The 24,163-nt window shown below is 42.1% G+C and carries 18 protein-coding genes; 13 read left to right on the top strand and 5 right to left on the bottom strand.

The window, feature by feature from the left end; all coding sequences use genetic code 11:
* Window positions 1–168: 168 nt before the first annotated feature.
* From SCB77_RS06490 to SCB77_RS06480, 3 genes are all read left to right on the top strand, one after another.
* A complete protein-coding gene (locus SCB77_RS06490) occupies window positions 169–2,910 on the top strand; it encodes a TonB-dependent receptor (RefSeq protein ID WP_320185618.1) in 2,742 nt (913 codons plus the stop codon).
* A gap of 86 nt (window positions 2,911–2,996) precedes the next feature.
* A complete protein-coding gene (locus SCB77_RS06485; RefSeq protein WP_320185617.1) occupies window positions 2,997–4,187 on the top strand; it encodes a hypothetical protein in 1,191 nt (396 codons plus the stop codon).
* Window positions 4,188–4,304: 117 nt separating this feature from the next.
* Entirely contained in the window at window positions 4,305–4,784 is a 480-nt protein-coding gene (locus SCB77_RS06480) for a DUF6438 domain-containing protein (protein ID WP_320185616.1), read from the top strand.
* Window positions 4,785–4,966: 182 nt separating this feature from the next.
* On the opposite strand, the gene SCB77_RS06475 is transcribed toward SCB77_RS06480, so the two are convergent.
* Both SCB77_RS06475 and SCB77_RS06470 read right to left on the bottom strand, forming a co-directional pair.
* Entirely contained in the window at window positions 4,967–6,439 is a 1,473-nt protein-coding gene (locus SCB77_RS06475) for a hypothetical protein (protein WP_320185615.1), read from the bottom strand.
* 78 nt (window positions 6,440–6,517) lie between these two features.
* Entirely contained in the window at window positions 6,518–7,171 is a 654-nt protein-coding gene (locus SCB77_RS06470; RefSeq protein WP_320185614.1) for a hypothetical protein, read from the bottom strand.
* Between the two features lie 1,546 nt (window positions 7,172–8,717).
* On the opposite strand from SCB77_RS06470, the gene SCB77_RS06465 reads away from it, so the two are divergent.
* Together SCB77_RS06465 and SCB77_RS06460 are read left to right on the top strand one after the other, a co-directional pair.
* A complete protein-coding gene (locus SCB77_RS06465; protein ID WP_320185613.1) occupies window positions 8,718–8,930 on the top strand; it encodes a hypothetical protein in 213 nt (70 codons plus the stop codon).
* Between the two features lie 1,374 nt (window positions 8,931–10,304).
* Complete coding sequence (locus tag SCB77_RS06460) at window positions 10,305–11,351, top strand: Rpn family recombination-promoting nuclease/putative transposase (protein WP_320185612.1); 1,047 nt, start codon at window positions 10,305–10,307, stop codon at window positions 11,349–11,351.
* 841 nt (window positions 11,352–12,192) lie between these two features.
* Here SCB77_RS06460 and SCB77_RS06455 read toward each other — a convergent pair.
* Window positions 12,193–13,023 (bottom strand): alpha/beta fold hydrolase, encoded by an 831-nt coding sequence (locus SCB77_RS06455; RefSeq protein WP_320185611.1) that lies wholly within the window; start codon window positions 13,021–13,023, stop codon window positions 12,193–12,195.
* 237 nt (window positions 13,024–13,260) lie between these two features.
* Here SCB77_RS06455 and SCB77_RS06450 point away from each other — a divergent pair, with 237 nt between their 5' ends.
* From SCB77_RS06450 to SCB77_RS06440, 3 genes are all read left to right on the top strand, one after another.
* Window positions 13,261–13,713, top strand: a complete 453-nt coding sequence (locus SCB77_RS06450) for a ferritin-like domain-containing protein (protein WP_320185610.1) — start codon at window positions 13,261–13,263, stop codon at window positions 13,711–13,713.
* Between the two features lie 211 nt (window positions 13,714–13,924).
* On the top strand, window positions 13,925–14,494 hold the full coding sequence (locus tag SCB77_RS06445; RefSeq protein WP_320185609.1) for a Crp/Fnr family transcriptional regulator: 570 nt from the start codon (window positions 13,925–13,927) through the stop codon (window positions 14,492–14,494).
* Window positions 14,495–14,566: 72 nt separating this feature from the next.
* The gene (locus SCB77_RS06440) at window positions 14,567–15,844 is read left to right on the top strand and encodes an adenylosuccinate synthase (protein ID WP_320185608.1); all 1,278 of its coding nucleotides are present in this window, start codon (window positions 14,567–14,569) and stop codon (window positions 15,842–15,844) included.
* Between the two features lie 56 nt (window positions 15,845–15,900).
* Here SCB77_RS06440 and SCB77_RS06435 read toward each other — a convergent pair whose 3' ends face one another.
* The gene (locus tag SCB77_RS06435; RefSeq protein WP_320185607.1) at window positions 15,901–17,100 is read right to left on the bottom strand and encodes a glycosyltransferase family 39 protein; all 1,200 of its coding nucleotides are present in this window, start codon (window positions 17,098–17,100) and stop codon (window positions 15,901–15,903) included.
* A complete protein-coding gene (locus SCB77_RS06430) occupies window positions 17,066–17,512 on the bottom strand; it encodes a hypothetical protein (protein WP_320185606.1) in 447 nt (148 codons plus the stop codon). Before SCB77_RS06430 ends, SCB77_RS06435 begins: the two co-directional genes overlap by 35 nt.
* 321 nt (window positions 17,513–17,833) lie before the next feature.
* Here SCB77_RS06430 and SCB77_RS06425 point away from each other — a divergent pair, with 321 nt between their 5' ends.
* The 5 genes from SCB77_RS06425 to SCB77_RS06405 all read left to right on the top strand — a co-directional run bounded on the left by SCB77_RS06425 (window position 17,834) and on the right by SCB77_RS06405 (window position 24,032).
* On the top strand, window positions 17,834–18,589 hold the full coding sequence (locus tag SCB77_RS06425; RefSeq protein ID WP_320185605.1) for an MIP family channel protein: 756 nt from the start codon (window positions 17,834–17,836) through the stop codon (window positions 18,587–18,589).
* A 153-nt stretch (window positions 18,590–18,742) separates the two neighbouring features.
* Entirely contained in the window at window positions 18,743–20,542 is a 1,800-nt protein-coding gene (locus tag SCB77_RS06420; protein WP_320185604.1) for a DNA polymerase III subunit gamma/tau, read from the top strand.
* 173 nt (window positions 20,543–20,715) lie between these two features.
* Window positions 20,716–21,492 (top strand): 23S rRNA (guanosine(2251)-2'-O)-methyltransferase RlmB, encoded by a 777-nt coding sequence (gene rlmB / locus SCB77_RS06415; RefSeq protein WP_320185603.1) that lies wholly within the window; start codon window positions 20,716–20,718, stop codon window positions 21,490–21,492.
* A gap of 6 nt (window positions 21,493–21,498) precedes the next feature.
* A complete protein-coding gene (locus tag SCB77_RS06410) occupies window positions 21,499–22,095 on the top strand; it encodes an HPP family protein (RefSeq protein WP_320185602.1) in 597 nt (198 codons plus the stop codon).
* A 128-nt stretch (window positions 22,096–22,223) separates the two neighbouring features.
* On the top strand, window positions 22,224–24,032 hold the full coding sequence (locus tag SCB77_RS06405; RefSeq protein ID WP_320185601.1) for a DEAD/DEAH box helicase: 1,809 nt from the start codon (window positions 22,224–22,226) through the stop codon (window positions 24,030–24,032).
* Window positions 24,033–24,163: the final 131 nt, after the last annotated feature.

Raw genomic sequence — 24,163 nt, 5'->3', positions numbered from 1 at the left:
ACAGACAGTGCAAGGGAAATTGCGCCTAATCGGTTTTTAGCGAGGCGAGTAACAGAAAGTTCCTCGTTAGTTAATAATTTATTAACAAATCAGTGATGTTTTGATAACCGATCGGTAACACTTAGCTAATATTTAGGTGATAATATTGCAACATAATTTTAACACGCTATGAACAAGTTCAGCTATTATGTTGCTTTAATCATTTCATTATTAACCATTCAACATTCGGTGGTCAAAGCACAGCAATTCGGGGTGAAAGGAAAGGTTTTGGATTTGGAGACCTACCAGCCTATCCCGGGGGTAAGCATCAAGATTGCCAATACCAATTTGGCGACATCAACCAATGAAAGTGGGGAGTTTTCGATCACCCTACCGACAAAAGGAAGTGAATATATATTGGTAAGTACTTTTGTTGGGTACGATGCCGATTCTACCAAATTTACATTACAAACGAATAGCTGGGAGTTTGTTCCGGTTTCCCTAATCAATTCCAGCTCTACCTTAGACGAAGTTGTCGTTACTCGGAGACGCGAACGTGTAAGCGAAATTGCTTTGTTGGATGAGAGGAGACTTTCCAATCTAATGGTTGAAAAAGTGGGATCGCAGGAATTATCAAGAAAAGGTGTAGGTGATGCAGCGTCAGCCATGGCTAAAATGAGCGGGGTGTCTAAAGTAGACGGCAGTAATCAAGTTTATGTACGTGGATTAGGAGACCGATACAATTCTACGTCATACAACGGATTGCCTATTCCTTCTAATAATCCGGAACGTAAGAATATCAACCTAGATATCTTTTCTACGGATATTGTGGATTATATAGCTATTGACAAAGTGTACAATTCCTACATGTCTGGTGATTTTGCAGGCGGTAACGTTGATATTGCCGCCAAAAGCTACTCTGGAACAGGTTTACTTGAAGTATCGCTGGGTAGTAGTATAAATACTAACGTAGTCGATAAATGGGGAAACTTTAGTTTGCAACAAGGGCCCTCAAGATCTGGATTCGTTAATTACGGTGTTCCAAACGACCCGTTAGGAGGGTATAACTTTTCTAATACTTTAAATCCAGTTAACGTCAATCCAATTCCAGCTAATGTTGGTGTTTTAGGAGGTAAATCATTCGAATTTAAAAATGGACAACGACTAAATCTATTTGCCATCGCTAACTATACTAGCGATTATAATTATCGCGAAGGTGTGAATAGAAGCGTTGCGGCAGGAGGAGAGCAGTTAAAAGATTTCCATCAGACACGATTTGGGTTTTCAACAAATTCAACAGCTATGTTGAATGCAAACTATGTTTTCAATCCGAATCATAAGATCGCGTACAATTTCTTGTTTATTAATTCTTCTGATCAATTTCGCGACACCTATTCTGGTTTTATACGTGATTTAGCCGAAAATGGTACCGGCATTATACAACGCGGAACCTTCGTTCAAAATAAGCTTTTCGTAGAGCAATTATTGGGAAACCATCAGTTTACAGATAGAATAGGTGTAGATTGGGGTGCGTCCTACAATAATATTATTAGTTCAATTCCAGATCGTACGCAAAACATAACGAGACAAGACGATAACTTGAATTTCCGGACCATTGCGCAAAATCAACCGACTGACAACCATCGGTATTATCAAGACCTTACGGAAAACGAATTAGCTTTTAATTTGGTGGGTAACTATAAGTTGGGGGATCCAGATAACTCGCGCGGAAAATTGTCGATAGGTTATAACGGAAAAATAAAACGCAGAGAATTTGAGGATATCCAATTTAATCTACGTGTTAGTGCGACCGGCTTAGAACAAGAAGTTGATCCGAATAACTTAGACGCTTTCTTTAACAAAGGGAATTACGAAGATGGCTATTTTGGTATAGAGGGGTTTGTAAGAGATTTTCCGCAAGTTTATTCTGGTCGACAAAATATTCACGCTGGTTTCGCAAATGTTGATTACAAACTGACGGATAAATTGACCGGTATCTTAGGGTTCAGGTACGAAAATATTATGCAATCCATCTTTTACAGAACCAATTTGGATAGATCAGGAACAACAAATACCTTCAACCGTAATGGTTTCCTTCCAAATCTTATGTTGAAGTATGAGGTTAGTGATAAACAAAACCTTCGTTTAGGAGCTAGCAAAACATATACACTACCTCAGTTTAAGGAAAGAGCATATTTTATATACGAAGATGTTACGGAAATAAAAGTTGGTAACCCCGATTTGTATCCTTCTGAAGATTACAATTTAGATTTGAAATGGGAAATGTTTCCAAAATCAGGTGAATTATTATCATTTACTGCATTTGGAAAATATATTAAAGATCCAATCAATGAGGTGACATTAGCATCGTCTACCAACGATATCTCTTTCCTAAACACCGGCGATTACGGAACGGTATACGGTGCTGAAATAGAGGTTAAAAAAGACCTTGTAACTTTTGATAACGGAGATAAATTAACCTTTGGAGCTAATGCTGCCTACATGAAAACTAATCAAGATCTAAGTGCTGAGAAAGTTAGAAATGAAACTAATTTCAATCTAAATCTCACATACGATAAAGCGAGTTTCACTGGGGCTTCGGACTTTTTAGCGAACGCGGATTTATCTTATGTTAAGAAATGGAATGCAGAGTCTGATTTAATGGCGACTGTTGTTTATAACCATTTTTCAGATAGGTTGTATGCTCTTGGTACAGAAGGTAAAGGAAATCAGGTAGATAAAGCGGTTGGTACATTGGATTTTATTATGAAATATAAATTGAATCGACGCTTCGGTATAGATCTTACCGCGAGAAACTTGTTGGATCCATCTTACGAGAGAGTTCAAGAAAATCAAAATGCGCCGGTAACAATCTTATCGTATAAAAAGGGAGTAAGATTTTCTCTTGGCCTGAAGTATAATCTATTTTAAGCGATTAATATAATCTTAATACTAGCTTAATGATTAAGAAATTGACGCCGATTATTTTTGCATTATAAATTTAAATAACATAAAAAATGAGAAAATCTACATTTTTGAAAGCTAGAGTTTTAGGTCTAGGATTTTTGATGGGTTCATTGGCATTTACTTCATGTAGCGATGACGATACGGTTGAACCAGATGAAGACTCGTCTTTCGAATTGGTTCGTGATGATTTCCGAGGTGATATCAACGACGGCGAAGTAGTATTGGAATCAGGAACGTATAAGTTAACTGGTAAAATTATTGTTAAAGATGGTGCTACGCTTACTATCAAACCGGGTGTGACGATTGAATCAACTGATGTTACTGAAACCCGTCAGGATATTCGTTACATTGCTGTTGCACAAGGTGGAAAAATTAATATTGAAGGTTCTGCGACTAGTCCGGTTGTAATGACCTCGACTACTAAAACACCTGGTTCTTGGGGTGGTCTTGTAATCTGTGGCCGCGCGCCAATAAATAAGGGAACTACAGCTTCTGCCGAGGTTTCCGATTTAACTTACGGAGGTACAGTTGCGAATGATAATTCAGGTTCTATTAAATATTTGAGAATTGAGTACTCTGGCTACGCTTACAATAATGAAAAAGAGTTTAATGGAGTGTCATTCTTCGGTGTAGGAAGTGGAACAACAGTAGAGTATATTCAATCTTTAGATGGCTCAGATGATGCTTTCGAATGGTTTGGTGGTACAGTAAACGCGAAATATCTTGTAGCTCTTAATACGTCTACAGCAGTAGTTGGTGACGACATTTTTGACTGGACTGAAGGATGGAACGGTACTGGAGAGAACTGGTACGGAAAAAGAACAAATGCTGGTAACAGAGGTATTGAAGCGGATAACAACTCCAGTAACCACGCTGCGACACCTTTGTCTAATCCGACTATCAAGAATATGACATTGATAGGTGCAGGTTCAGTAGGGTCTGAGCCTCAAGCAATCAAGATGCGTGTTGGAACAAATGGAAACTTCGATAATATCGTGTTGAGCAACTGGAGTACAGGTTTTGATATTCAACATGACGAGAGTATTGCTTTCGTAGCAGCAGGTACATTGAAAGCTACTAATGTTAGATTTGATAATGTAACTACGAAGTCTAAAGGTTCTTCTACTGCTGGTGTTGCAGTTGATGTCGCTAGATTGTTTACAGAAAATGCAAATGCAACAGGTGCAGGTAATGGTGTGAATGCGCCTACTTGGACACAAGGTTGGACTGTAGGTTTGTAAGATACTGCAAGCTAACGCTTAATAAAACAAAGAAAAGACGGTTCCCATCAGGAGCCGTCTTTTTTTGCTTTAAATAATTGTGGCAATGTTTTTGGAGTATGCTGTATAAAAAAGTATATGAACTACTTCTATATAGCGATCGCAACCATGCTTATGCTTTCCTGTAAGAGCAGTAAGCAGCCTAACGGAGATAGTAAAGATAACATTACCAGCATAGCACTTCAGCGTACGCCATGTTTCGGTTTTTGTCCTATTTATGAGGTGCAGCTTCACGCCGACGGCACCGCTTCTTTGGATGCGCAAGATCATCTTCAAAATAACCTTAAAGGTCAGTTTAAAGGAAATGTAGCGGCCAGTGAATGGCAAAAGCTAACGACTATGTTGCAGACCATGAAATTTCGAGAGCTAAATGAGGAGTATGGTAGTCGAAATGTTTTCGATTTGCCATCGGTCAACACAAGTATCCGCTATGGTAAAGACCAAGAAAAGAAAATCAACGATTACGGCGGACGGGGGACAGCCGAATTAAGTAAATTCTATGAAGAAGTGGATCGGTTACTGTATAGCGTGGAATGGAAGGGGGGAATTGATCGCTAAAGTTGTCAGTTGTACTCTCATTATCGTATCTTGGAGATTTGTACTTACTTGAAAATTATTTTTTTAAGCTTGATTATTAATTGAGTATATTAAAAGGCTGTTTATAATATTCAGCGCTGAAACGCGAAGAACATTATAAACAGCCTTGGTATCACAGTTCTGTTTAATTAGATTGTAACAATTTAATCAAAGACTAGCGTCTGGCTTATGTTGCCCGTGGATCTATTGTATAGATATAGTTCCACTTTACTTCCTTCTGGATACACCACATAATCATCGACCACCTTGCTGACAAAACAACATTCTTCAAACGATGAAACACCGCTTATGGTTTTGCTTACCTGATACCATGGTCCATCACTCCAAACCGCTGGCGGTAGTGATTGGGATTGGTAAGTGCTAAAATTGGGAATTGGTTTACTTCCGTAAGACATGTATTTGTAATTGATTTTATATCGTACAGCGGGGTTCAGGGGACTTTTCACGCCTATAGCTCGAGAAGCCTCCCACTCTGGGAATTTGAAAGAATTTAGGCCGCTGTAAGCATGCTCATTGTCATGTGTTGTTCCTCCTTTGTTTAGGATGACATTATGTGACATGATGTAGTCTAGTTCATTATGGCTGTTGTATCCTGTAGCATCCAATATTTCAAATGATGTAAATGCATAATCGTTTAAGTTCGGGCTTCCCCAAATCTTTGCCAATAATTTCCCGTTATTGGGAGCATATACATAATTGACCATACCTAATCTTTCATAGATAATATCTCTAACCAGTTTAGCTTTTTCAACATTCGGTATTAATTCGTGTAGTAAAATAAAACTGTCATCGTAGAAGTTGATAAGGACACTGTTACTCCTTTGTACGGTGCTAGACCAGGAGTTAGGGTTGAATGAAGCGGATTGGTTGAGGTTGCCATGAGTGACTCCAATCGAGCCGGTTCCTCCCATAGAGCTATATGCAATCTTCTGATTGGTGTTTCTGTTGACGTCTTCTTGGCTATAAGAGTAGGATGCATTTACATCGACGTTAAACAAGAACTTAAAGGCAGCTCCTCCTCCCGCTGATACGGCCGTATTTTTTTCTCCGTTTAGGATGACACTTGAGTAATCTAAAGACAATTTTCCACCCACATCCATTTTTCTAATCATGCCAACTCCGTAAAGATCTACTAGCTGTGCGGCAGTCAATGTGTTACATGCATCAACAAAGTCAGGGTCTAGGTAATTACGAAGATAATTGTAACTTAAATTGTGGTTAAAAATCTCTAAAGTTGCGGTTTTTACCAACATATCCACCCGCGCAAAAGATCTCGTGCTTTCATTAAGTGTTGTTTGGTCAAATGAAGATTTGAAATCCGCACCAAACAGTGAAAGTCCGAAAATCTTAATTCCTGATTGCACATCAACATTGATAGCATGTTTCTTTTTGAATTTGTCATAATTCTCGCCGGACTCGATATTATAGTTAACGTAAGTACCGCTTATTTCATGAATTCTACCTGGTTGTTCATTTTTTATCTTTCTGACATCTACTATTCGTCTAGTGGCGGAGCTGGCCATTGCATATTGACCGTTGATGATATCATATCCATATCCTAGCACATCCAAACCGCCATCGCCGGGGTCCAGGTGTCGCGGTTTTGTTTCTACCACAGTGTCAAATTCTTTTTTACAACTTGCAGTTGCTAAAAGTACTAAGGCGTATAAGCCTAAAAATTTAATTTTCATAATCTATAATTTGATGTTTAATAAAAAAAAGCACATAAACCGACGTCCATTGACGCCATTAAGCTGAGTACTTGCGATGTCTCCATTAGAAAAAAATAAGATATCTTCCCCTTTTAATGATTTTTGGAGCGTTAATTGGCATCCCGCTCCTGTTGAAATATTTCTATGCAGATTAAATAGAAGATTTACCGCGCTTTCAAGCTCTCCTAGAAATGTATAGTGCTTGAAACTGTTAGGTTGTTTGAGATCATCACGAAGCGTCCAAGTGCCAATAGCGGTGTACCTTGACAATCTAATATCGTTTTCGAACTTGATGGTAAATCGTTTTCGATTATAAAGGTCATTCGATGATTTCCCTTCTAACCCCAGCCAAATAGCTTTGTATTCACTGTTTTTAGGAGCCTCGGAGTGGAAAATAATTAATTTTTGAAATGATGATGAAAGACCAATAAGAAGATTTTGCTTTCTATTTATTGGTTGTAGTAACGATACTTTTCTGTAATAGCCATCTTGACTATCAAAATCTCTGCTATATCCAATTTCTTGACGATTATCCGCTGTAAAATCTTTATCGGTCACCGTACCTTTGAGGTTTTTTTCTAAGTGGACTGTTATCAGAGGAGCTATTATCTGCGTGAATCGTAATTTTGTATTCATACTCACGCCGTAAGACTGTAGATTTTTCCAAACTAACTCGGATAATACATTAGGTACATTTTTAGGTCCTGCAATTGACCAACTAAATGAACTGATAGAATAGATTTTGTTTAACTCAATTCGCTCAACTAGGCTTAGAGAATGGTCTTTCTTTGAACTAAAGCTAGTCTCATTAGAGTCAAGCTCAAAATCTCGTAAAATAGTTCTGTGTGATACTTGCGCAACCAAGGAGTAACAGGGACAGAAGAAGCAGATTAGAAGTGTAGCTTTAATTAATAGCACGAAGATATAAAGTGTTAGGATTATCTTTCATAAGTTATTTAATTTCTACTTTTTTTAGACCGTCGTGTGCAACAGATAGTGTGGGCTTTTATTTATTTTGTATTGGAATGCTTTTGGTAAAGCAATGATATGCTTGATCTACGTTTAAAGGATTAATATCAGTATCGGCACTCTTTAATTTCATTATTGTAAATTAGTTATACAAATTTAGTGATCAGTTAATTTCGGTGTGTGTCCAGATTGTTATCATTTTGTTAATAAAAATCTAATAATTTAGAATTTTGTGTGTTGGTTGAATTTGTTGATTAGGAAGGGTAACAAATTTTTTGCTATCGGTGTTCGGTCTTGCTAATTTGTCGCTCGGTATCAGTAGTCTTGTGCCTTTTAAAACGCAATTTATGGGCGTTTCAAATGAGTCGGATAGTAGGAAACTTATGCGCATCCCCTTTTTACGTGGAGATGAGCTTGCTCAGAGTCCTTTAGATGAAGAATGGTTGGTGCGAAATCGTCACCTTATCACTATACCCCCTTCAATCCCTTCCGCCGTTCGCCACGGAGGGCAGCACTTTTGAAGGCCAAAAGTGCTCAAAAGCCTTTGTCTCCTTCAGACGCTCTCTCGCGCAAGTCCGGTGCGCACAAAGCAACATGTTTGGTAAAGCTGAAATAACGTCGAAATCGCTTTGGATGCGATTCCGACATAATTTCTAGGCTGTGTCCATCCCTCGATTCCCCAAACATGTTCTCTGTTTCCCAGCACTTGGAACGAGACTGGAAAAGTGAAGTTAAACGGTTACCGTATGATGTAGCTTTTCGATAGCTGGGAAATGGTATTGGGTAGTGAGTATTGCGTATTGGGATAAGGTCGCGGTAAATTATAAGACGCCGCTATCAATTGTAACTATGTCACCATATCACTTTGTCACTAAATTTGAAAACTATACCATTACCGCACTTGCCAAGTATTAACAGGAAGGTCGCCTTATTTTTGTTGCGTCTGTAGACACTAGCCTTTGCACTACCTAATAAGGATGCAACAAAAATTCGCGACAGGGTTTTGGATACTTTTGCCCCACAAAAGTAAGGCCCCTGTCCCGGACTTAGGGACGTACCTGTCTCGGGCTTAGGGACGAACCAGTCCCTGAAAGGGAAAAAGAGTATTGCGCAATGGGTATTGCGATAAGAATAGCGTAGCCGTAACCAGTAACAATTCGAAATGGTATGCTCAACTTTCGATAAAACCCTGTTGTACAAGAACTGACTGATTATGAGAAAATATATAGATATTGATGTCATGCAGCTTAGCGACATTGATGATGCGCTACAGAAAATAGTTGCAATATCATTTATCGATAAACCGCCCTTGGCCGAGTGGAAGATATACAGCAAGCAAGATGTAATGAAGCTAATGAATATGACGGAGACCACGTATAATCGCAATCTAAAGAAGAAGATTCTCAAACCAATGCGCTTAATCTGAACGGGTGGCTATTTTGAAGAAAATCTGCTTCGTGCATTAGACGAAAGTAGGTTAAAGCGAAGGATTTGTCCTTACCTATCCGTTGGCATATTTGCAAAGAAGTTTGACTCATCCGACTAGTAGTTTGATTTCATCCGACAACAAGATGAACTATTTTTAAAGTCGGATGGCTACATCTTGCTGTAGGATGAGTCAACTTCTATGTCAGATGCGTTATTTTTTAAGTCGGATACACTCTTTTTATTGTCGGGTGCTTATTTTTTACTGTTGGATGCTTTTACATGACAGTAAGATGGTTTCTTTTTACTGTCAGATGCGTTATCTTTTAAGTAAGATGCTATAATCTTTCTATCGGATAGCGTAAAGTTAAAGTCATTTACTTTATCTTACTTGTCAAAAATGGCAGGTTTCCGCCGTGGGCTGATCTACATATTCATCTCTGCAATCCCCAAATTTGCAGATTTTGTCAAATCCTTTCCACCGTTAGCCGATGAATAGTAGTTAGTATTTTGTACGGAGTATGTAGATAAGGGTAGCGCTAAATTAAAGATCACCGCTATTACTACCTTACCTTATCATCCCATCCCTTAAACCCTTCCGCCGTTCGCCACGCCAGGGTAGCACTTTTGAAAGCCAAAAGTGCTCAAAAGCCTTCGTCTCCTTCAGATGCCCTCTCGCGCAAGTCCGGCGCGCACAAAGCAACATGTTTGGTAAAGCTGAAATAACGTCGAAATCGCTTTGGATGCGATTCCGACATAATTTCTAGGCTTTGTCCATCCCTCGATTCCCTAAACATGTTCTTTGTTTCCCAGCACTTGGAAGGAGACTGGAAGAGTTGCGTTAAACGGTTACCGTATGATGTAGCTTTTCGATCGCTATTTATAGTAGTGCGTAATGCGTATTGAGTAATGCGATAAGGTCGCGGTAAATCCTAAAGTTATCGCTGTGATCTTCGTAACTATGTCACCTCGTCACTAAATTCACAAACTATGCAATTACTGCACCTACCTAATATTAACACGAAGGTCGCCTTATTTTTGTTGCGTCTGTAGACATTTGCCTCTGCACTGTCCCACAAGGATGCAACAAAAATTCGCGACATGGTTTTGGATACTTTTGCCCTACAAAAGTATCGCCCCGTCCCGGGCTTAGGGACAAGAAAGTACTTAGTAGTGAGTACAGAGTGTGTAGATAAGGATAGCGACAACTATAGAGATTTCCGCGATCAGCTCGTCATTCCGTCACTATATCACCTTATCACTATGTCACTACATCACCTTTTTTAACCGAACTTAAACGTTTATATCCGTTTAACAACCGACTACTCCCAAAGAACGTCCTTAACTTTGGCTTTGAAACCAAATATAAATAACGATGCATGCTCCTAAGTTCATTGATTTGACGACGGATTTCGGCTTTAAGCGAATCTTTGGATCGGAGACGAGCAAGGAATTTTTAAAGTCCTTTTTGAACGAGTTGTTCCACGGGCGCAAACATATAGCGGACTTTCACTACGGGAAGAACGAGCATGTAGGTGAAGCCGAAGATATAGGCACAGTGATCTTCGACCTAGTGTGCACGACGGACAGTGGGGAAACGTTCCTGATTGAGGTGCAGCGCAGTATGCAGCGAAATCTGAAACGTCGGATGTTATATTATGGGAGCAAACTGATTGCCGATATGGCGCCCAAAGGTAATCGCCTTGGCTGGAACTATGCAATCGGCGAAGTATACATTATTGTGTTGTTAGATGGATTCCCGATGCCCGATCACGACGGTGATGGACGTTATATTCACGAAATCGGGCTGTGTGATACAAATACGGGAAAAGTTTTTTATAAACAATTGGGATATACTTACATAGAATTAGTTAAATTTGATAAGGAAGAGGTTGAATTACAGACGGATCTCGATCGGTGGCTTTATGTGCTGAAGAATATGTCTAAGCTGAAAAAACTTTCGGTCTATCTACGGAAGCCTATATTTGAGCGACTGTTTGATATCGCTGCCTACACACAGTTAAATAAGGAGGAAAGAAATATGTATGATGTAAGTTTAAAACGCAAATGGGATGCCTTCTCCATTCGTGAAACTCAAGAGCTGGATCTAGCAGATGCAATTGAGAACGGCTTGAAGCAAGGCTTAGAAAGAGGGTTAGAAAAAGGACGGGAACAAGGTTTAGAACAGGGTTTAGAGAGAGGTTTGGCGCAAGGTTTAGTAGAAGGTTTGGAAAAAGGTTTAGAACAAGGACGAGAACAAGGTTTAGAGCGGGGATTGGAACAAGGAAGGGAAGAAGGTTTAGAAGAAGGTGAACGGCGGAAGGCTATGGCGATAGCACTAGAACTCAAAAAAATGGAACTTTCTGTTGCTGATATTGCTAAAGTTACAGGCCTTTCTGTTACAGATATTGAAGCGTTATAGTTTTTCATGGTAGAGCGTATAGCGTAGTGCGATAAGCGGAACCTTTAGATCACCGCAATCAATCGTCACCTTATCACTATGTCACCTTATCAGCATTTCACTATATCACCAACATCAATTGTCACTTAGTCATCTAATTACATTCTTACTGCATAGTACGGAAGATTGTCGGAAGGCCAAGATATATTGGAGATCATGTTTCTAAAGCCTCCCTCCCCCAAGCGCAATCCAAAGAATAGTATTCACCATCTGCCAAACTTGAACGCAACATATCTTTACCTTGAGGAAGACTTGTGGTATATACGGCAACAAGTGGGGATAACTGCCGAGAACCAGGACTACCCTGTCGGAACATTGTCGGATAGGTGCGGCAAGCCATCGGACTAGTAAGATGATGTTGTCTAACGGTAAGATACAATACATTTTACGTCAGATGCTACAACATTTACGTCAGATGAAGCATATTTTACGTTGGATACTTTGTCTTTTCAGTAGGATACTCCAGCTTTCCCGTCAGATGCTTTCTCTTTTCCGTCGGATGCTTTCTCGCTACCGTAGGATACCTATGATTTACCGTTGGAAGGTTTGCAAGATACGTAAGTTACTTTGCCGCTTAGGTTGGATGCTCTTCATTTTCCGTCGGATGTTTCATCTTACTAGTCGGAAATGGCAGATTTGAACAATACCTGCCATGTTATATTGATTTCGGCATATCAGTTTTTTTAACAAATGATGTCAATTTGTTAAAAAAAGGTGTCTCCCCATCTGCTTGGAAAAGCTCCCCGGGAAAACACCTCCTAGATAATGGTGGTCAGCGAATGCTGTTCTAGGCTCGTTTATATTAGGTTTTCAAAAAACCGATTAAGTCCTCGTTTAATCGCGCTGCATGTGTAACATTTAAGCCATGCGCGGCATCATCATATGTAACTAAAAGGCTGTTGGCAATAAGCTGATGCGCCTGTTGAGCGGCCGTTTCGAAAGGTACTGTTGCATCCTTCTTGCCATGGATGATTAAGGTTGGTGTGCTAATGCCCGCACATTCTGCGCGGAAATCCGTGTTGGCCCAAGCGTCGGCAGCTTTGACGGTGGCCTGTGGTGCAGCGTGTGCAGCAATGCTAAAGTCGTAATCCAATTGACCTTGCGATACCGCGCTTGCATCTTTGTCGACCCCGTAAAACTGCTCGTGAAATCCTTTTAGAAATCCCACGCGGTCGTCTTGCAAGGCTTGGGCAATTTCTTCCAACTTTTCAGACGGAACGCCATCCGGGTTGTCGGTATGTTGCTTCACCAGAGGGATGATCGAAGATATCAAAACTACCTTAGCGATATTGGCTTCACCATAATTCGTAATATAACGCACAACCTCGCCTCCGCCCATGGAAAACCCAGCTAAGATAACATCGCTCAACTGCAGTTCTTCAATAATAGCATGCAGGTCACTGGCCAACGTATCATAGTCGTAGCCATCCCAAGGTCGCGATGAATCGCCAAAGCCGCGCCGATCGTAAGCGATCACGCGGTAGCCTGCCGCCACGAGGGCAGGGATCTGCTGTTCCCAAGATTTGTGGCTCAATGGCCATCCGTGAATCAATATAATAGGTTGTCCTGTGCCGTAATCGACAAGATTTAAGGCAACTTCTTCCGCTCCTGTTTTATTTATAACTGTTGACATACGCGTTTATTTGTTTTTAAGAGAACTTCCAAAAGCTATTTAAGTTTCCTGAAATGCTATTCTTTTGCCGAACAGCATAATGATAACTGTTTTTTGAAAATAGCGCATTGGCCAAGTAACATGTAACGAGCGATTAATACGAACGAAAAAGCGTATATGTGCCTTATGATTAGGGGTAAACACGATTGTTTATGGTCTTTGTTTTGTATTGCTATACGGAGAACAAATGAAATTACTATGGAAAATATAGCCGTTTTAAACGAATTGATCGAAATAAATAATGATCGTGTGGCGGGCTTTGATAAAGCTATCGCCGATATGGAAGAGGGTAATATGGATTTGAAAGCCGTATTTCAGCATTATAGTGAACAGAGCAGACAGTTTGCCGCTGAACTAGCCGAATTCGTTAGGCAGCAGGGAGCTGAAGCCGAAAAAGGGGGTAGTGTGACCAGCACCTTGCATCGTGCATGGATCGATATCAAGACGCTTTTTACCGGAGCCGATAGGTTGGCCGTGCTTAACGAGGCCGAGCGTGGAGAAGATGCCATAAAAGCCGCCTACAAAGCAGCGCTAGATCATGCTGCGCTGAAGGGCGAAGCGCTTTCGCTTGTGATGAAACAAGGTCTGGAAATTAAGCAAGGCCACGATGAAATAAAGGTGCTACGTGATGCGGCAAAGGTGATTGGCTAAGGCTTGCCCTATCAGGCGAGCGCATAGGATGGTAACTTTTTTTAAATAAAAAAGTGTGATAGATAAAACGAAATTATACCAAACAGCGTTGTTTATACGTTGAAATGATACTTGAAATTAAATTTTGTTGGAAAATCCCCTGTCGTGAGACATGGGATTTTTTTTGTCAAATGGCAATGGCTACGGGGATACACATTCGTGTATTTAAAACATGGAGCAACTACTCGCTTATCTCGGAAAATACGGTCATCTCACGGTAGCTGATAAGGACTTGCTTGCCAGCTTGATCCAACCATTTTATCTTGAAAAAGGTCAATACTTCGTCGAGTCCGGCCGTGTATGCGCAAGGCTAGGTTTTATCAGCGATGGTGTTTGTCGCTCTTGCTACTATGACAAGTTGGGCAATGATTTCACACGTTACTTTATATACGAAGGTCGATTTGTTGGCGACGTGAATGGTTATTTGGACCAAAGTCCGGCATTGGAATATATCGAAGCCATCACTGATTGTACATTGCTTACGCTAAACCGAGCTGATTTTGCAATCCTGGAGACATCAATAGTTGGCTGGTCGGCCATTTTTGCGAAGCTTAACGCGCAGGTGTTGGAGAATAAGATGAAGATGGCCAGTAATATGTTGGTGCAAGATGCCCACACGCGTTATCTTAATTTTCTCGATCATTATCTCGGTCTCGGCAACCGCGTTCCGCAATCGATGTTGGCATCTTTTTTAGGAATAACCCCCTCCTCATTAAGCCGTATTCGAAGGCAGGTAAAATAGTTTTCGATTTTGCCAATTGACAATGGTGCTTCATCGGAAAAGCAACAGTTTTGTGTTATAAAAAAGAATAACATGAAAGTAGATGTATTGTTGGGCCTTCAGTGGGGTGATGAAGGCAAAGGTAAATTTGTAGATGCCCTTGCTGCGCACTATGATGCGGTAGCGCGTTTCCATGGTGGATCCAATGCTGGGCATACCCTTATTTTTGAAGGCAAAAAGGTGGTGCTCAACAGCATCCCCTCCGGGATCCTAAATACGAAAATTATCAATATTATTGGAAACGGCGTGGTGCTGGATGTGGTATCATTCGCTCGGGAGATCCATATGCTGACTGCCATGGGCTACCCGGTCATCGACAACCAAAAGTTGCTAATCGCTAAAAAGGCCCACCTGTTACTGCCTACCCATGCCTTGTTGGATAAATATGCAGAGGAAAGCCTTGGCGACGCCAAGATCGGCTCCACACAAAAAGGTATTGCAGTGGCTTACTCTGATAAGATGCTAAGAAGGGGATTGCGTGTTGCGGATATCCAGCGTCCTGATTTCGAAAATTGCGTGAGCCAGCTGTTTGGTGAGCATATCAAGCTGTTGGAGGATCGCTACGGCGTTCAGCTTTCCGTTGATGACTTTTTAGTTGATTTTATGCAGCATATCGATATTTTGAAACAGTTTCCGTTGGTTGATGCAGAATGGACTATTAACAAGATGCTCTCCAATGGGAAGAAAGTGCTGGCTGAGGGCGCGCAGGCAACCTTGCTGGATATAGACCATGGAAGTTACCCCTACGTAACATCCTCCAATACTACGGCGGGAGCGGTATGCACAGGATTGGGCGTGGCGCCCAAGCATGTTGGCGAGGTGATGGGCGTCTTTAAGGCCTATTGTACACGTGTAGGTAGCGGCCCGTTCCTCACCGAGCTTCAAAGCGAACTTGCCGATCATATCCGTCTGCAGGGCGGGGAGTTTGGTTCCTTCACGAAGCGTCCGCGGCGGATTGGTTGGTTGGATCTGCCGGCCTTACGCTATGCGATCATGATCAACGGTGTTGATAAGCTGATTATGACCAAAGCAGATGTGCTATCTGGTCTCGATTATATCGACGTATGTACTTCTTACAGTGATGATGGAGGGGAGACACTGGACTATGTTGCTACGCATGACGCAGGCTGCACAGCGCAGCCGATATACCGTCGCTTTGCAGCATGGCAAGAGGATATTTCGGATTTGACCGACGATAAAGGTCTTCCTGAAGCATTAAAAACTTATATCAGCTTTTTGGAAAATGAGCTACATGTGCCTATTGCTTATCTTTCAACTGGGCCCGATCGCAAACAGACCTTGGAAAGGTAAAGCTGGCGGCTGAAGCTTAAAACAACGCATCGCTACAGCCGTGTAGGGGTGTGTTGTCATTGTTTGTTGAAATAGGTCGGTTGCGCTAGTAGTTCGTTGCGTATGCGTTGGTTGATGTCCACGTTGGCATCACGGAAGCTAAAGATAACAGTGCCATATTCGCGTGCATAAGGGTTTTGGATGTGCGCTGCAACGACGGATTGTTGAAATAATGGGCCTGTTTGTCGCATCTCTTCCAGTTCTTCATGCGAGTTTTTTACCCGGATCAGATGTTTGTAGTCCTTCTCCAAATCAAACCAGTTGATGTAGTCGGCATTGAAGGAAACAGCCTGAACGCCACAGGATGAATAATAGTTGATGGCGCCTGCTTGTCCATAATTGTCGCATAACACCAAGGTATGTTCGGGTGCTCCGAGCTGCAGATATACGCTATCTACTTTTCTTGCAAGCTCTTTCCACCCCAGCATGTCTGCAAAATCTTGGGGCAAGCTGTGTTCTTTACCATCTTCCCATCGTAATAGGCCTAATTTTCGATACGCATCTTGGTGTGTGACAATGTATGCCGGTGTTTTGTTTGGGAAAGCAACATCGTATATGGGCAGAAAGAAAACAATGGGTAACAAGACCACGGCAGTGCAATAGTACCATTTGCTATCAGCTAAAAGACGACCTATATAGGTGGCCCCAAATGCGAAATAAATGGGATACAAGCCAATAGCATAATAGTCTTTCGCTTTAAGCGCAACGAAGAGCGCAAAAGTAAAAATAAACGACCATAGGAAAAGCCGGTATCTTCGCCATCCATCTTGTCTAGCCAAAGCGTATAGGCCAACAAGTAGTACAAGAAGTGAACCCGAGAAAAAAAGGAAAGGTGAAGTGATGAAGGTCCAACGGTTTACATGACTCAGCTGTGTTTCGGCAAGTTCCCTTAAGTGCAGGAATACTGGGAAGCGATGCTGGTATTGCCAAAGTAAATTCGGGAATACTAGTAACAAGGCCAGTAATAATGCGCCATAAAAATGACCGTTGTAAAGAAGCTTCCTCGCCGAACTAAGGCCGATGGCTGGTAAGATACCAAGAAAAAGAAAAACAATATTGTACTTGTTTAAGAAGCCTATGGCAAAGACAATAGCAAGGATGTACAGCCATTTTGTTTGGTTGCTACGGATGTACTGAAGTAAAAAGTAGTAGACACTAGTCCAGCAGAGCACATCTAGCGAATTAGGCTGATAGAGTACATTTAGGCGAAGAAGCACCGAAAAGCTGATGCAGCTCGCTCCAAGAAGTAATGCCCATATATTTCCCCCCTAATGCTTCGATGGCTTTCCATACAACGACAGTGGTTAGTGCACCAAAAAGAGCCGGAAAGAATTTTATCCAAAATATGTTATTTCCTAATAAGCCAATCAGGTACGATATCCAAGAAGTAAACGGCGGAACCGAAAGATAGCCCCAAGCAAGATGTTGAGCCTGATTGATATGGAGAAACTCATCCCGATGCAGCTCATAATCAGCGTTTATTAAGCTGTACTGTATAAGGAATTTTAGGACGACAAAGGCCAGTAATAAGCTATTTCTGAAGAAGGGTGTATTCGCCATATATTTGGTGCTTGCGATCAGCTGGTTAAAATAACGATGAAATGTTGGTTTGCTAGATAAGTTTTTCATCGGTATCCTTACAAAAATAACCTATTTTTTGTTACAAGAATGGAAATGAGATTTAGTTTTTTCTTATCTCGTTTTTAGAATTATTATTCTGTCAGTTTAGGGCTTAATCGTGATCTGTGTTTATCTTCCTTTATTTAGTCCATTGTTCTAGGTTTTTGTGTTTCTTGTTTTGATATTTTTATTTCAATTTAGTATTTATCTATCTTTTTGTGGTTATTTTGTTTTTATTAAATTTAATTTGTTAACCATGGTTGTTATTTTATATTTGGATACGGTTCTTTATGAGTCTCATAGTTTAATTAATATATTATAAACGGTATTATGGAAATCAAAACCTCTTCAAAGTTTGTCGCCGAATCGATAGGAACGTTCGGCTTGGTTCTTTTCGGTTGCGGCGCTGCTGTCGTTGCGGGAGCAAATAGTTTAGGCGGTCTGTCGGGCTTGGGTCTACTGGGTATTTCGTTAGCGTTTGGACTTGCGGTGCTCGTATTTGCCTATGCTATTGGTGGTATTTCGGGCTGTCATATTAACCCGGCGGTGACGATAGGCCTACTGATTGCCGGGAAAATTTCTTGGCGCGACACGTTGGTCTACATTGTGGCTCAGTGTGTAGGTGCCTTGCTTGGCGCCTGTGTCTTACAGCAACTATTACATGGGCAGTTGAGTGGTTTCACGGCAGGAGAGTGGGCTTATGGCTCCAATGGTTGGGGGATAGGTTACCAAAATGAGTATAGCATGGAAACGGCTTTTTTGGTTGAAGTTTTGCTCACCTTTATTTTTGTCTTTGTTATTCTAGCAACAACTTCTACCGTAGGCAACAGTAATATGGCTGGTCTTGCTATCGGATTTACCTTAGTTCTTATTCATTTGGTTGCGATTCCAATCACTGGTACTTCTGTTAATCCGGCACGATCTTTTGGTCCTGCCGTGTTTGCCGGCGGACAAGCGCTGGCTCAACTATGGTTGTTTATCGCAGCACCTATTATGGGAGCCATCTTTGCTGCCCTCCTGTGGAAGCTGTTGGGGCCAGCTGAGAAGGCTACTCCGGCTAATCTTCCTAAAGAGTTTTCAATCTAATATTTTTCATTTTATTCATTACAGACGAGCCTCCGCTGTTTCTGACAACGGAGCTCGTTTTTGCGCTTCGCTTACGACGTTAGCGAATCGTCGGTCGTTATTTTCCGAGCTTTTAGTTTTTACTTTTTAATTTTTACTTGCTATCTTCGTGCAATGGATAATTTTATTGTTTCGGCACGGAAATATCGCCCTGTAACCTTCGATTCTGTCGTGGGACAAGCGCATATTACCAGTACGCTCAAGAACGCCATCCACAACAACCAACTGGCTCAGGCTTTTCTGTTCTGTGGGCCTAGGGGAGTGGGGAAGACTACCTGTGCTCGTATTTTGGCCAAGACGATAAACTGCGAGCATATCCGTGAAAATGTAGAAGCTTGCGGAACCTGTGATAGCTGTAAATCCTTCCAGAACGGCAACTCCTTTAGTATACACGAGCTGGATGCCGCATCTAATAACTCGGTAGACGATATCCGAAGCTTGATTGAGCAGGTGCGCATACCGCCGCAAACCGGGAAGTATAAAATATACATCATCGATGAGGTGCATATGCTTTCGCAGGCTGCTTTCAATGCGTTTTTAAAAACCTTGGAGGAACCTCCTTCCTATGCCATCTTTATCTTGGCGACGACCGAGAAGCATAAAATACTACCTACCATCTTGTCCCGTTGTCAAATATTTGATTTCAACCGGATCAAGGTGGAAGACATGGCTTTGCACCTTGCCAGCATAGCGCAGAAAGAGTCGATTACGTATGAAGCAGATGGACTACATATCATTGCGCAGAAAGCCGATGGCGGTTTGCGGGATGCATTGTCCATGTTTGATCAAATCGTGAGCTTCTCCAATAAAAATATTTCCTATCAGTCGGTGATCGATAACCTGAATATTCTGGATTACGATTACTATTTCCAGCTGTTGGAGCGTATTGCAGCGGAAGATGCTGCACAGACGCTTCTTATTTTTGATAAGGTGCTGAACAACGGTTTTGATGGCGGGCATTTTATCAGCGGATTGGCAACACATATCCGCAATCTGCTGGTAGCCAAGGAACCGGCTACCTTGAAACTCTTAGAGGTTAGTGATAATATAAAGCGCAAGTACTTGGAGCAATCGCAAGCGTTGAGCTCCGGTTTGTTGCTGTCTGCATTGAACATTGCCAATCAATGTGAGATCAACTATAAGAATAGCAAAAACCAACGTTTACAGGTCGAGTTAGCTTTGCTAAAAATGTGCCATGTGTCTGCCGCCATTGTACTGAGTAAGCAAGGAAGTTTCGTTCCCTCAGCGTCGACTGAGGTAAAAAAAAAACTCCCTGAGCAATCCATAGCACGTCCTGAGTCGGTAATATCTGCTCCGGTAGCAGTAAAACCAGCAACGACTGCTGTTCCGTCTACACCGGTGGGGCGCGAAGCCGAGCCTGTAGCAGCGGCTACTCCTGCGAAGGCGGTTGAAGTGCCTGTTGCGGCTGCTCCCAAAAAAGGATGGGGAAAGGTTTCTTCTTCCATCGATATTCCCAATCTCAATACCATTTTTGAAGAAAAGAAGGCTGAGGAATCTGAAGAGAATGACCTCGTTCAGGGAAATGCCTATAGCGAGGTTACGTTGAATGCCTTCCTTTCCAAATGGAATGCCTTTGCGGATGGGCTGAAGAAAACGACTCGCGTCACACTATATACCATCATGACATCGAGTACGCCGCGTTTGCAGGGCACTATGATTGAAGTCGATGTAGAAAACGCCGTGCAGATGGATGAGCTTAAGGTTGGTAAGATCGATATTTTGAATTACCTACGCGTGCAGCTGAATAACTTCTCTATCGATCTACAGGGCGTACAGGTGGAGCTGACAAAAGTACGTAAACCCTACACGTCGCAAGAAAAATACCAGGCGATGTTGTCCAAAAATCCAGCTCTCGAAAGCCTTCGAAAAGCATTTAATCTAGGCTTGAGTTAAGTTTAGTGCAACCGATCGAACCGTTTTGCTCCCGATTTTCATTGTGCTGTTGTTAGATAGGTAATGCGAGAAACTGTTGGCAATTTTTCTTATCTTTGCCAACTAGTGTTTTCTGGTGGGTGTTTGTGCCTTACATGGTGAAGCCTTTTATTTCACGTTTTAATTTTTCAATAATGCAACATTTTCAACAGCGCGATAGGGGCGAGCGGAGAGAAACGAATCAAATGGTGTTTGGTATCCGTGCGGTTATAGAGGCGATTGATAGCGACAAGGAAATCGAATCGTTGTTCGTGCAACGCGGTTTGACGGGGAGTTTATTTTTAGAGCTCAAAGCATTGTTGAAGGAGCGTAATATTAGTTTTCAGCAGGTTCCTGTAGAAAAGCTGAATCGCATAACACGCAAGAACCACCAAGGCGTAATTGCCGTGATCTCGCCCATCGTTTATCAAAATATCGAAGATCTGCTTCCTGTTATCTACGAAACGGGGGAAACGCCATTTTTGCTGATGCTCGATGGCGTAACCGATGTGCGGAATATGGGTGCTATCGCGCGTACTGCGGAATGTGCTGGTATTCACGCCATCATCGTGCCCAAAAAAGGATCGGCAGAGATCAATCCGGATGCGATAAAGACATCGGCAGGCGCTTTATACAAAATCCCGGTATGTCGGCAGGATTCCTTAGGGAAAACAGGTCGTTTTCTGATCGAATCGGGCGTACAGCTCGTGGTCAGTACCGAAAAAACAGAAGATTCTATTTATGATGTTAACTATACGACGCCAACCTGTATTGTGATGGGGGCGGAAGATGTCGGAGTGTCCGACGATCTGATTCGTATATCCGATAAGTTGGCGAAAATCCCGATGTTCGGTGATATTGGCTCGTTGAATGTATCCGTTTCTGCGGCTGTCGTCATCTACGAAGCAATTCGTCAACGTAATCTAAAGTAAGGTATTTTGCGTAGACATATACAGCGTCAACTGCGGGTATATCGCTATGTTTTTTACCGGGAAACACTTGTTGACCCGCGTGAACACTTTTGGTCTTTCCTTGGTGCCTTTGTCGGTATCTTCTTGATTGCGTTGCTGCAATCGTTGAACCTTCCCGTTTCGGAAAACGTATTTCTCATAGGCTCCTTTGGAGCCTCTTCGGTTTTGGTGTATGGTGCTATACAGAGCCCTTTGGCACAACCGCGAAACTTGATCGGTGGTCATGTCGTATCAGCCATTGCTGGTGTTACCGTGGCTCAACTGCTACCCGAAATTATTTGGCTCACCGCTCCGTTAGCTGTAGCCTCGTCAATCGTCCTTATGCAGGTGACACGTACTTTGCATCCTCCAGGAGGTGCCACGGCACTTATCGCGGTAAGCAGCGGGACCAAGATTGCAGCTATGGGGTACTGGTATGTCTTAAGCCCCGTCTTGTCGGGCTGCTTAATCTTGTTTGTGGTGGCGCTCATCTTTAACAACATGACGCCACGGCGCCATTATCCCGTCAAAAAATCAAGGCTACGCCGTTCACGCCGTGTGCAGCTCAAGTCGGGGCGTAGCTAATTGCAAGTGAACTAATGATTTCGCGTGCCATATTGTGACACAGAAATGATTAAACGTTTCTTTATTTCAAATATTCTTCCTATCTTTGCACCGCCTTAGGCAATAGAGCCTATTGTATATTTTATTTCATGAACCCATTTTTAGACTTGGGAATCCGTCATGAAGTTGTTAATGCCATCGCTGAGATCGGTTTTGAAAAACCATCTCCCATCCAGGAAAAAGCCATTCCTGTATTACTGACTGGTAACGACGATTTTGTCGGATTAGCCCAAACCGGCACAGGAAAGACCGCGGCATTTGGTCTTCCATTATTAGAGTTAATTGACTTTACTCAAAAACACCCACAGGCACTAGTATTATGTCCTACTCGTGAGTTGTGTTTACAAATTGCAAAAGATTTAGAGAAATTCGCAAAGTACATTGACAATGTACATGTCGTTGCTGTTTATGGTGGCGCCAACATTTCTGATCAATTGCGTCAAATCCGTCGCGGCGTGCAGATTGTTGTTGCTACGCCCGGACGTATGTTAGACATCATCGGCAGAAATGCCATCGATTTTTCCGACGTTAAATATGTCGTGTTGGATGAAGCCGATGAGATGTTGAATATGGGATTCCAAGAGGATATAAACAATATTCTTTCGGAGACGCCCGACACTAAGAAAACCTGGTTGTTTTCAGCTACGATGCCTAAAGAGGTACGCCGTATAGCACAAAACTATATGAGCAATCCTTTCGAGCTAACAGTAGGTACCAAAAACACCGGGAATGCAAACATTGAACACCATTACTATTTAATTAAGGCTAAAGATAAATATGCGGCGTTCAAACGTATTGTAGACTTCTATCCGGAAATTTTCGGTATCGTTTTCTGCCGTACAAAGATCGAAACGCAAGAGATTGCAGAAGCTTTAGTGAAAGATGGATATAATGCCGATTCACTGCATGGCGATTTGTCGCAGCAACAACGCGACAAGGTGATGAAGCGCTACCGCGAACGTAGCTTACAGCTGTTGATTGCAACGGATGTTGCTGCACGTGGTATTGACGTTAACGACGTAACGCACGTTATTAACTTTTCTTTACCAGATGAGGTAGAGAACTACACCCACCGCTCGGGCCGTACCGCTCGTGCTGGTAAAACAGGTATCTCCCTTTCGTTGGTGAACGTGAAAGAGTTGAGCAAGATCCGTCATATCGAAAAAATTATCGGTAAGCCGTTTGAAAAGAAAGAAGTTCCACAAGGAGCGGAAGTTTGTGAAAAACAACTTTTCAAAATGATCGACAAAGTGCACAATGTGGATATCAATGAGGAGCAGATCGCACCATTCATTCCAAAGATTATGGAAAGCATGCAAGATCTTTCCAAAGAGGATATCATCAAACGTTTCGCTTCTTTAGAGTTTAATCGTTTCTTGGAATACTATCAAAATGCACCTGATTTAAATATCGATGCCCGTGATAGCCGTAGAGATAGCGACAGAGGAGAACGTGGTGAGCGTGGTATGCGTTCGTCAAGAGGATACACGCGCTTGTTCATGAACTTAGGTTCTGTAGATGAATTCAGCCGTGGAGACATGCTTGGTTTTATCTGTAATACCGCTAAAATTTCTGGTAAATCAATCGGTAAAATTGATTTGAAAGGTGTGTTTACCTTCTTCGAAGTGGAAGATGCAGAGGTGAACAAGGTGTTTGAAGAATTCAAAGGCGTTGACTTCAACGGACGTCAGGTACGTATCGAAGTTTCTGGAGAAGCTACAGGAGGTCGTGAAGGCCGTGGCGGACGTCCTCCTCGCGGAGGCGACAGAAACCGTGGCGGTGGCGATCGTGATCGTAACCGTGGCGGCGGAGACAGACGTGGTTCTAGAGATAGACGTGATTCAGGTGGCTTCCGTGATTTCTCGGGCAAAAAGCAAACTACGCGTTCTAAATATTAATCATTTTTTTGCAAAAGCCAGGTGTTCTTCGGGATGCCTGGCTTTTTTATGTACTATAGGGAGCAGGAGGCTCGCATTGCTGGCCGTATACAGATAGAACAATTTCCTACAAAAGACGTTTCTTTTGAAAT

The organism is Sphingobacterium bambusae, from assembly GCF_033955345.1.
Classification (GTDB): domain Bacteria; phylum Bacteroidota; class Bacteroidia; order Sphingobacteriales; family Sphingobacteriaceae; genus Sphingobacterium; species Sphingobacterium bambusae.
This window is presented reverse-complemented; position numbering and strand designations above follow the sequence as displayed.

Bases quoted from the DNA above. Each gene is read 5' to 3' on its own strand.
- SCB77_RS06490 (WP_320185618.1), top strand. From the start codon at position 169: ATGAACAAGTTCAGCTATTATGTTGCTTTAATCATTTCATTATTAACC.
- SCB77_RS06485 (WP_320185617.1), top strand. From the start codon at position 2,997: ATGAGAAAATCTACATTTTTGAAAGCTAGAGTTTTAGGTCTAGGATTT.
- SCB77_RS06480 (WP_320185616.1), top strand. From the start codon at position 4,305: ATGAACTACTTCTATATAGCGATCGCAACCATGCTTATGCTTTCCTGT.
- SCB77_RS06470 (WP_320185614.1), bottom strand. From the start codon at position 7,171: ATGAATACAAAATTACGATTCACGCAGATAATAGCTCCTCTGATAACA.
- SCB77_RS06465 (WP_320185613.1), top strand. From the start codon at position 8,718: ATGAGAAAATATATAGATATTGATGTCATGCAGCTTAGCGACATTGAT.
- SCB77_RS06460 (WP_320185612.1), top strand. From the start codon at position 10,305: ATGCATGCTCCTAAGTTCATTGATTTGACGACGGATTTCGGCTTTAAG.
- SCB77_RS06455 (WP_320185611.1), bottom strand. From the start codon at position 13,023: ATGTCAACAGTTATAAATAAAACAGGAGCGGAAGAAGTTGCCTTAAAT.
- SCB77_RS06450 (WP_320185610.1), top strand. From the start codon at position 13,261: ATGGAAAATATAGCCGTTTTAAACGAATTGATCGAAATAAATAATGAT.
- SCB77_RS06445 (WP_320185609.1), top strand. From the start codon at position 13,925: ATGGAGCAACTACTCGCTTATCTCGGAAAATACGGTCATCTCACGGTA.
- SCB77_RS06440 (WP_320185608.1), top strand. From the start codon at position 14,567: ATGAAAGTAGATGTATTGTTGGGCCTTCAGTGGGGTGATGAAGGCAAA.
- SCB77_RS06430 (WP_320185606.1), bottom strand. From the start codon at position 17,512: ATGAAAAACTTATCTAGCAAACCAACATTTCATCGTTATTTTAACCAG.
- SCB77_RS06425 (WP_320185605.1), top strand. From the start codon at position 17,834: ATGGAAATCAAAACCTCTTCAAAGTTTGTCGCCGAATCGATAGGAACG.
- SCB77_RS06420 (WP_320185604.1), top strand. From the start codon at position 18,743: ATGGATAATTTTATTGTTTCGGCACGGAAATATCGCCCTGTAACCTTC.
- rlmB (WP_320185603.1), top strand. From the start codon at position 20,716: ATGCAACATTTTCAACAGCGCGATAGGGGCGAGCGGAGAGAAACGAAT.
- SCB77_RS06405 (WP_320185601.1), top strand. From the start codon at position 22,224: ATGAACCCATTTTTAGACTTGGGAATCCGTCATGAAGTTGTTAATGCC.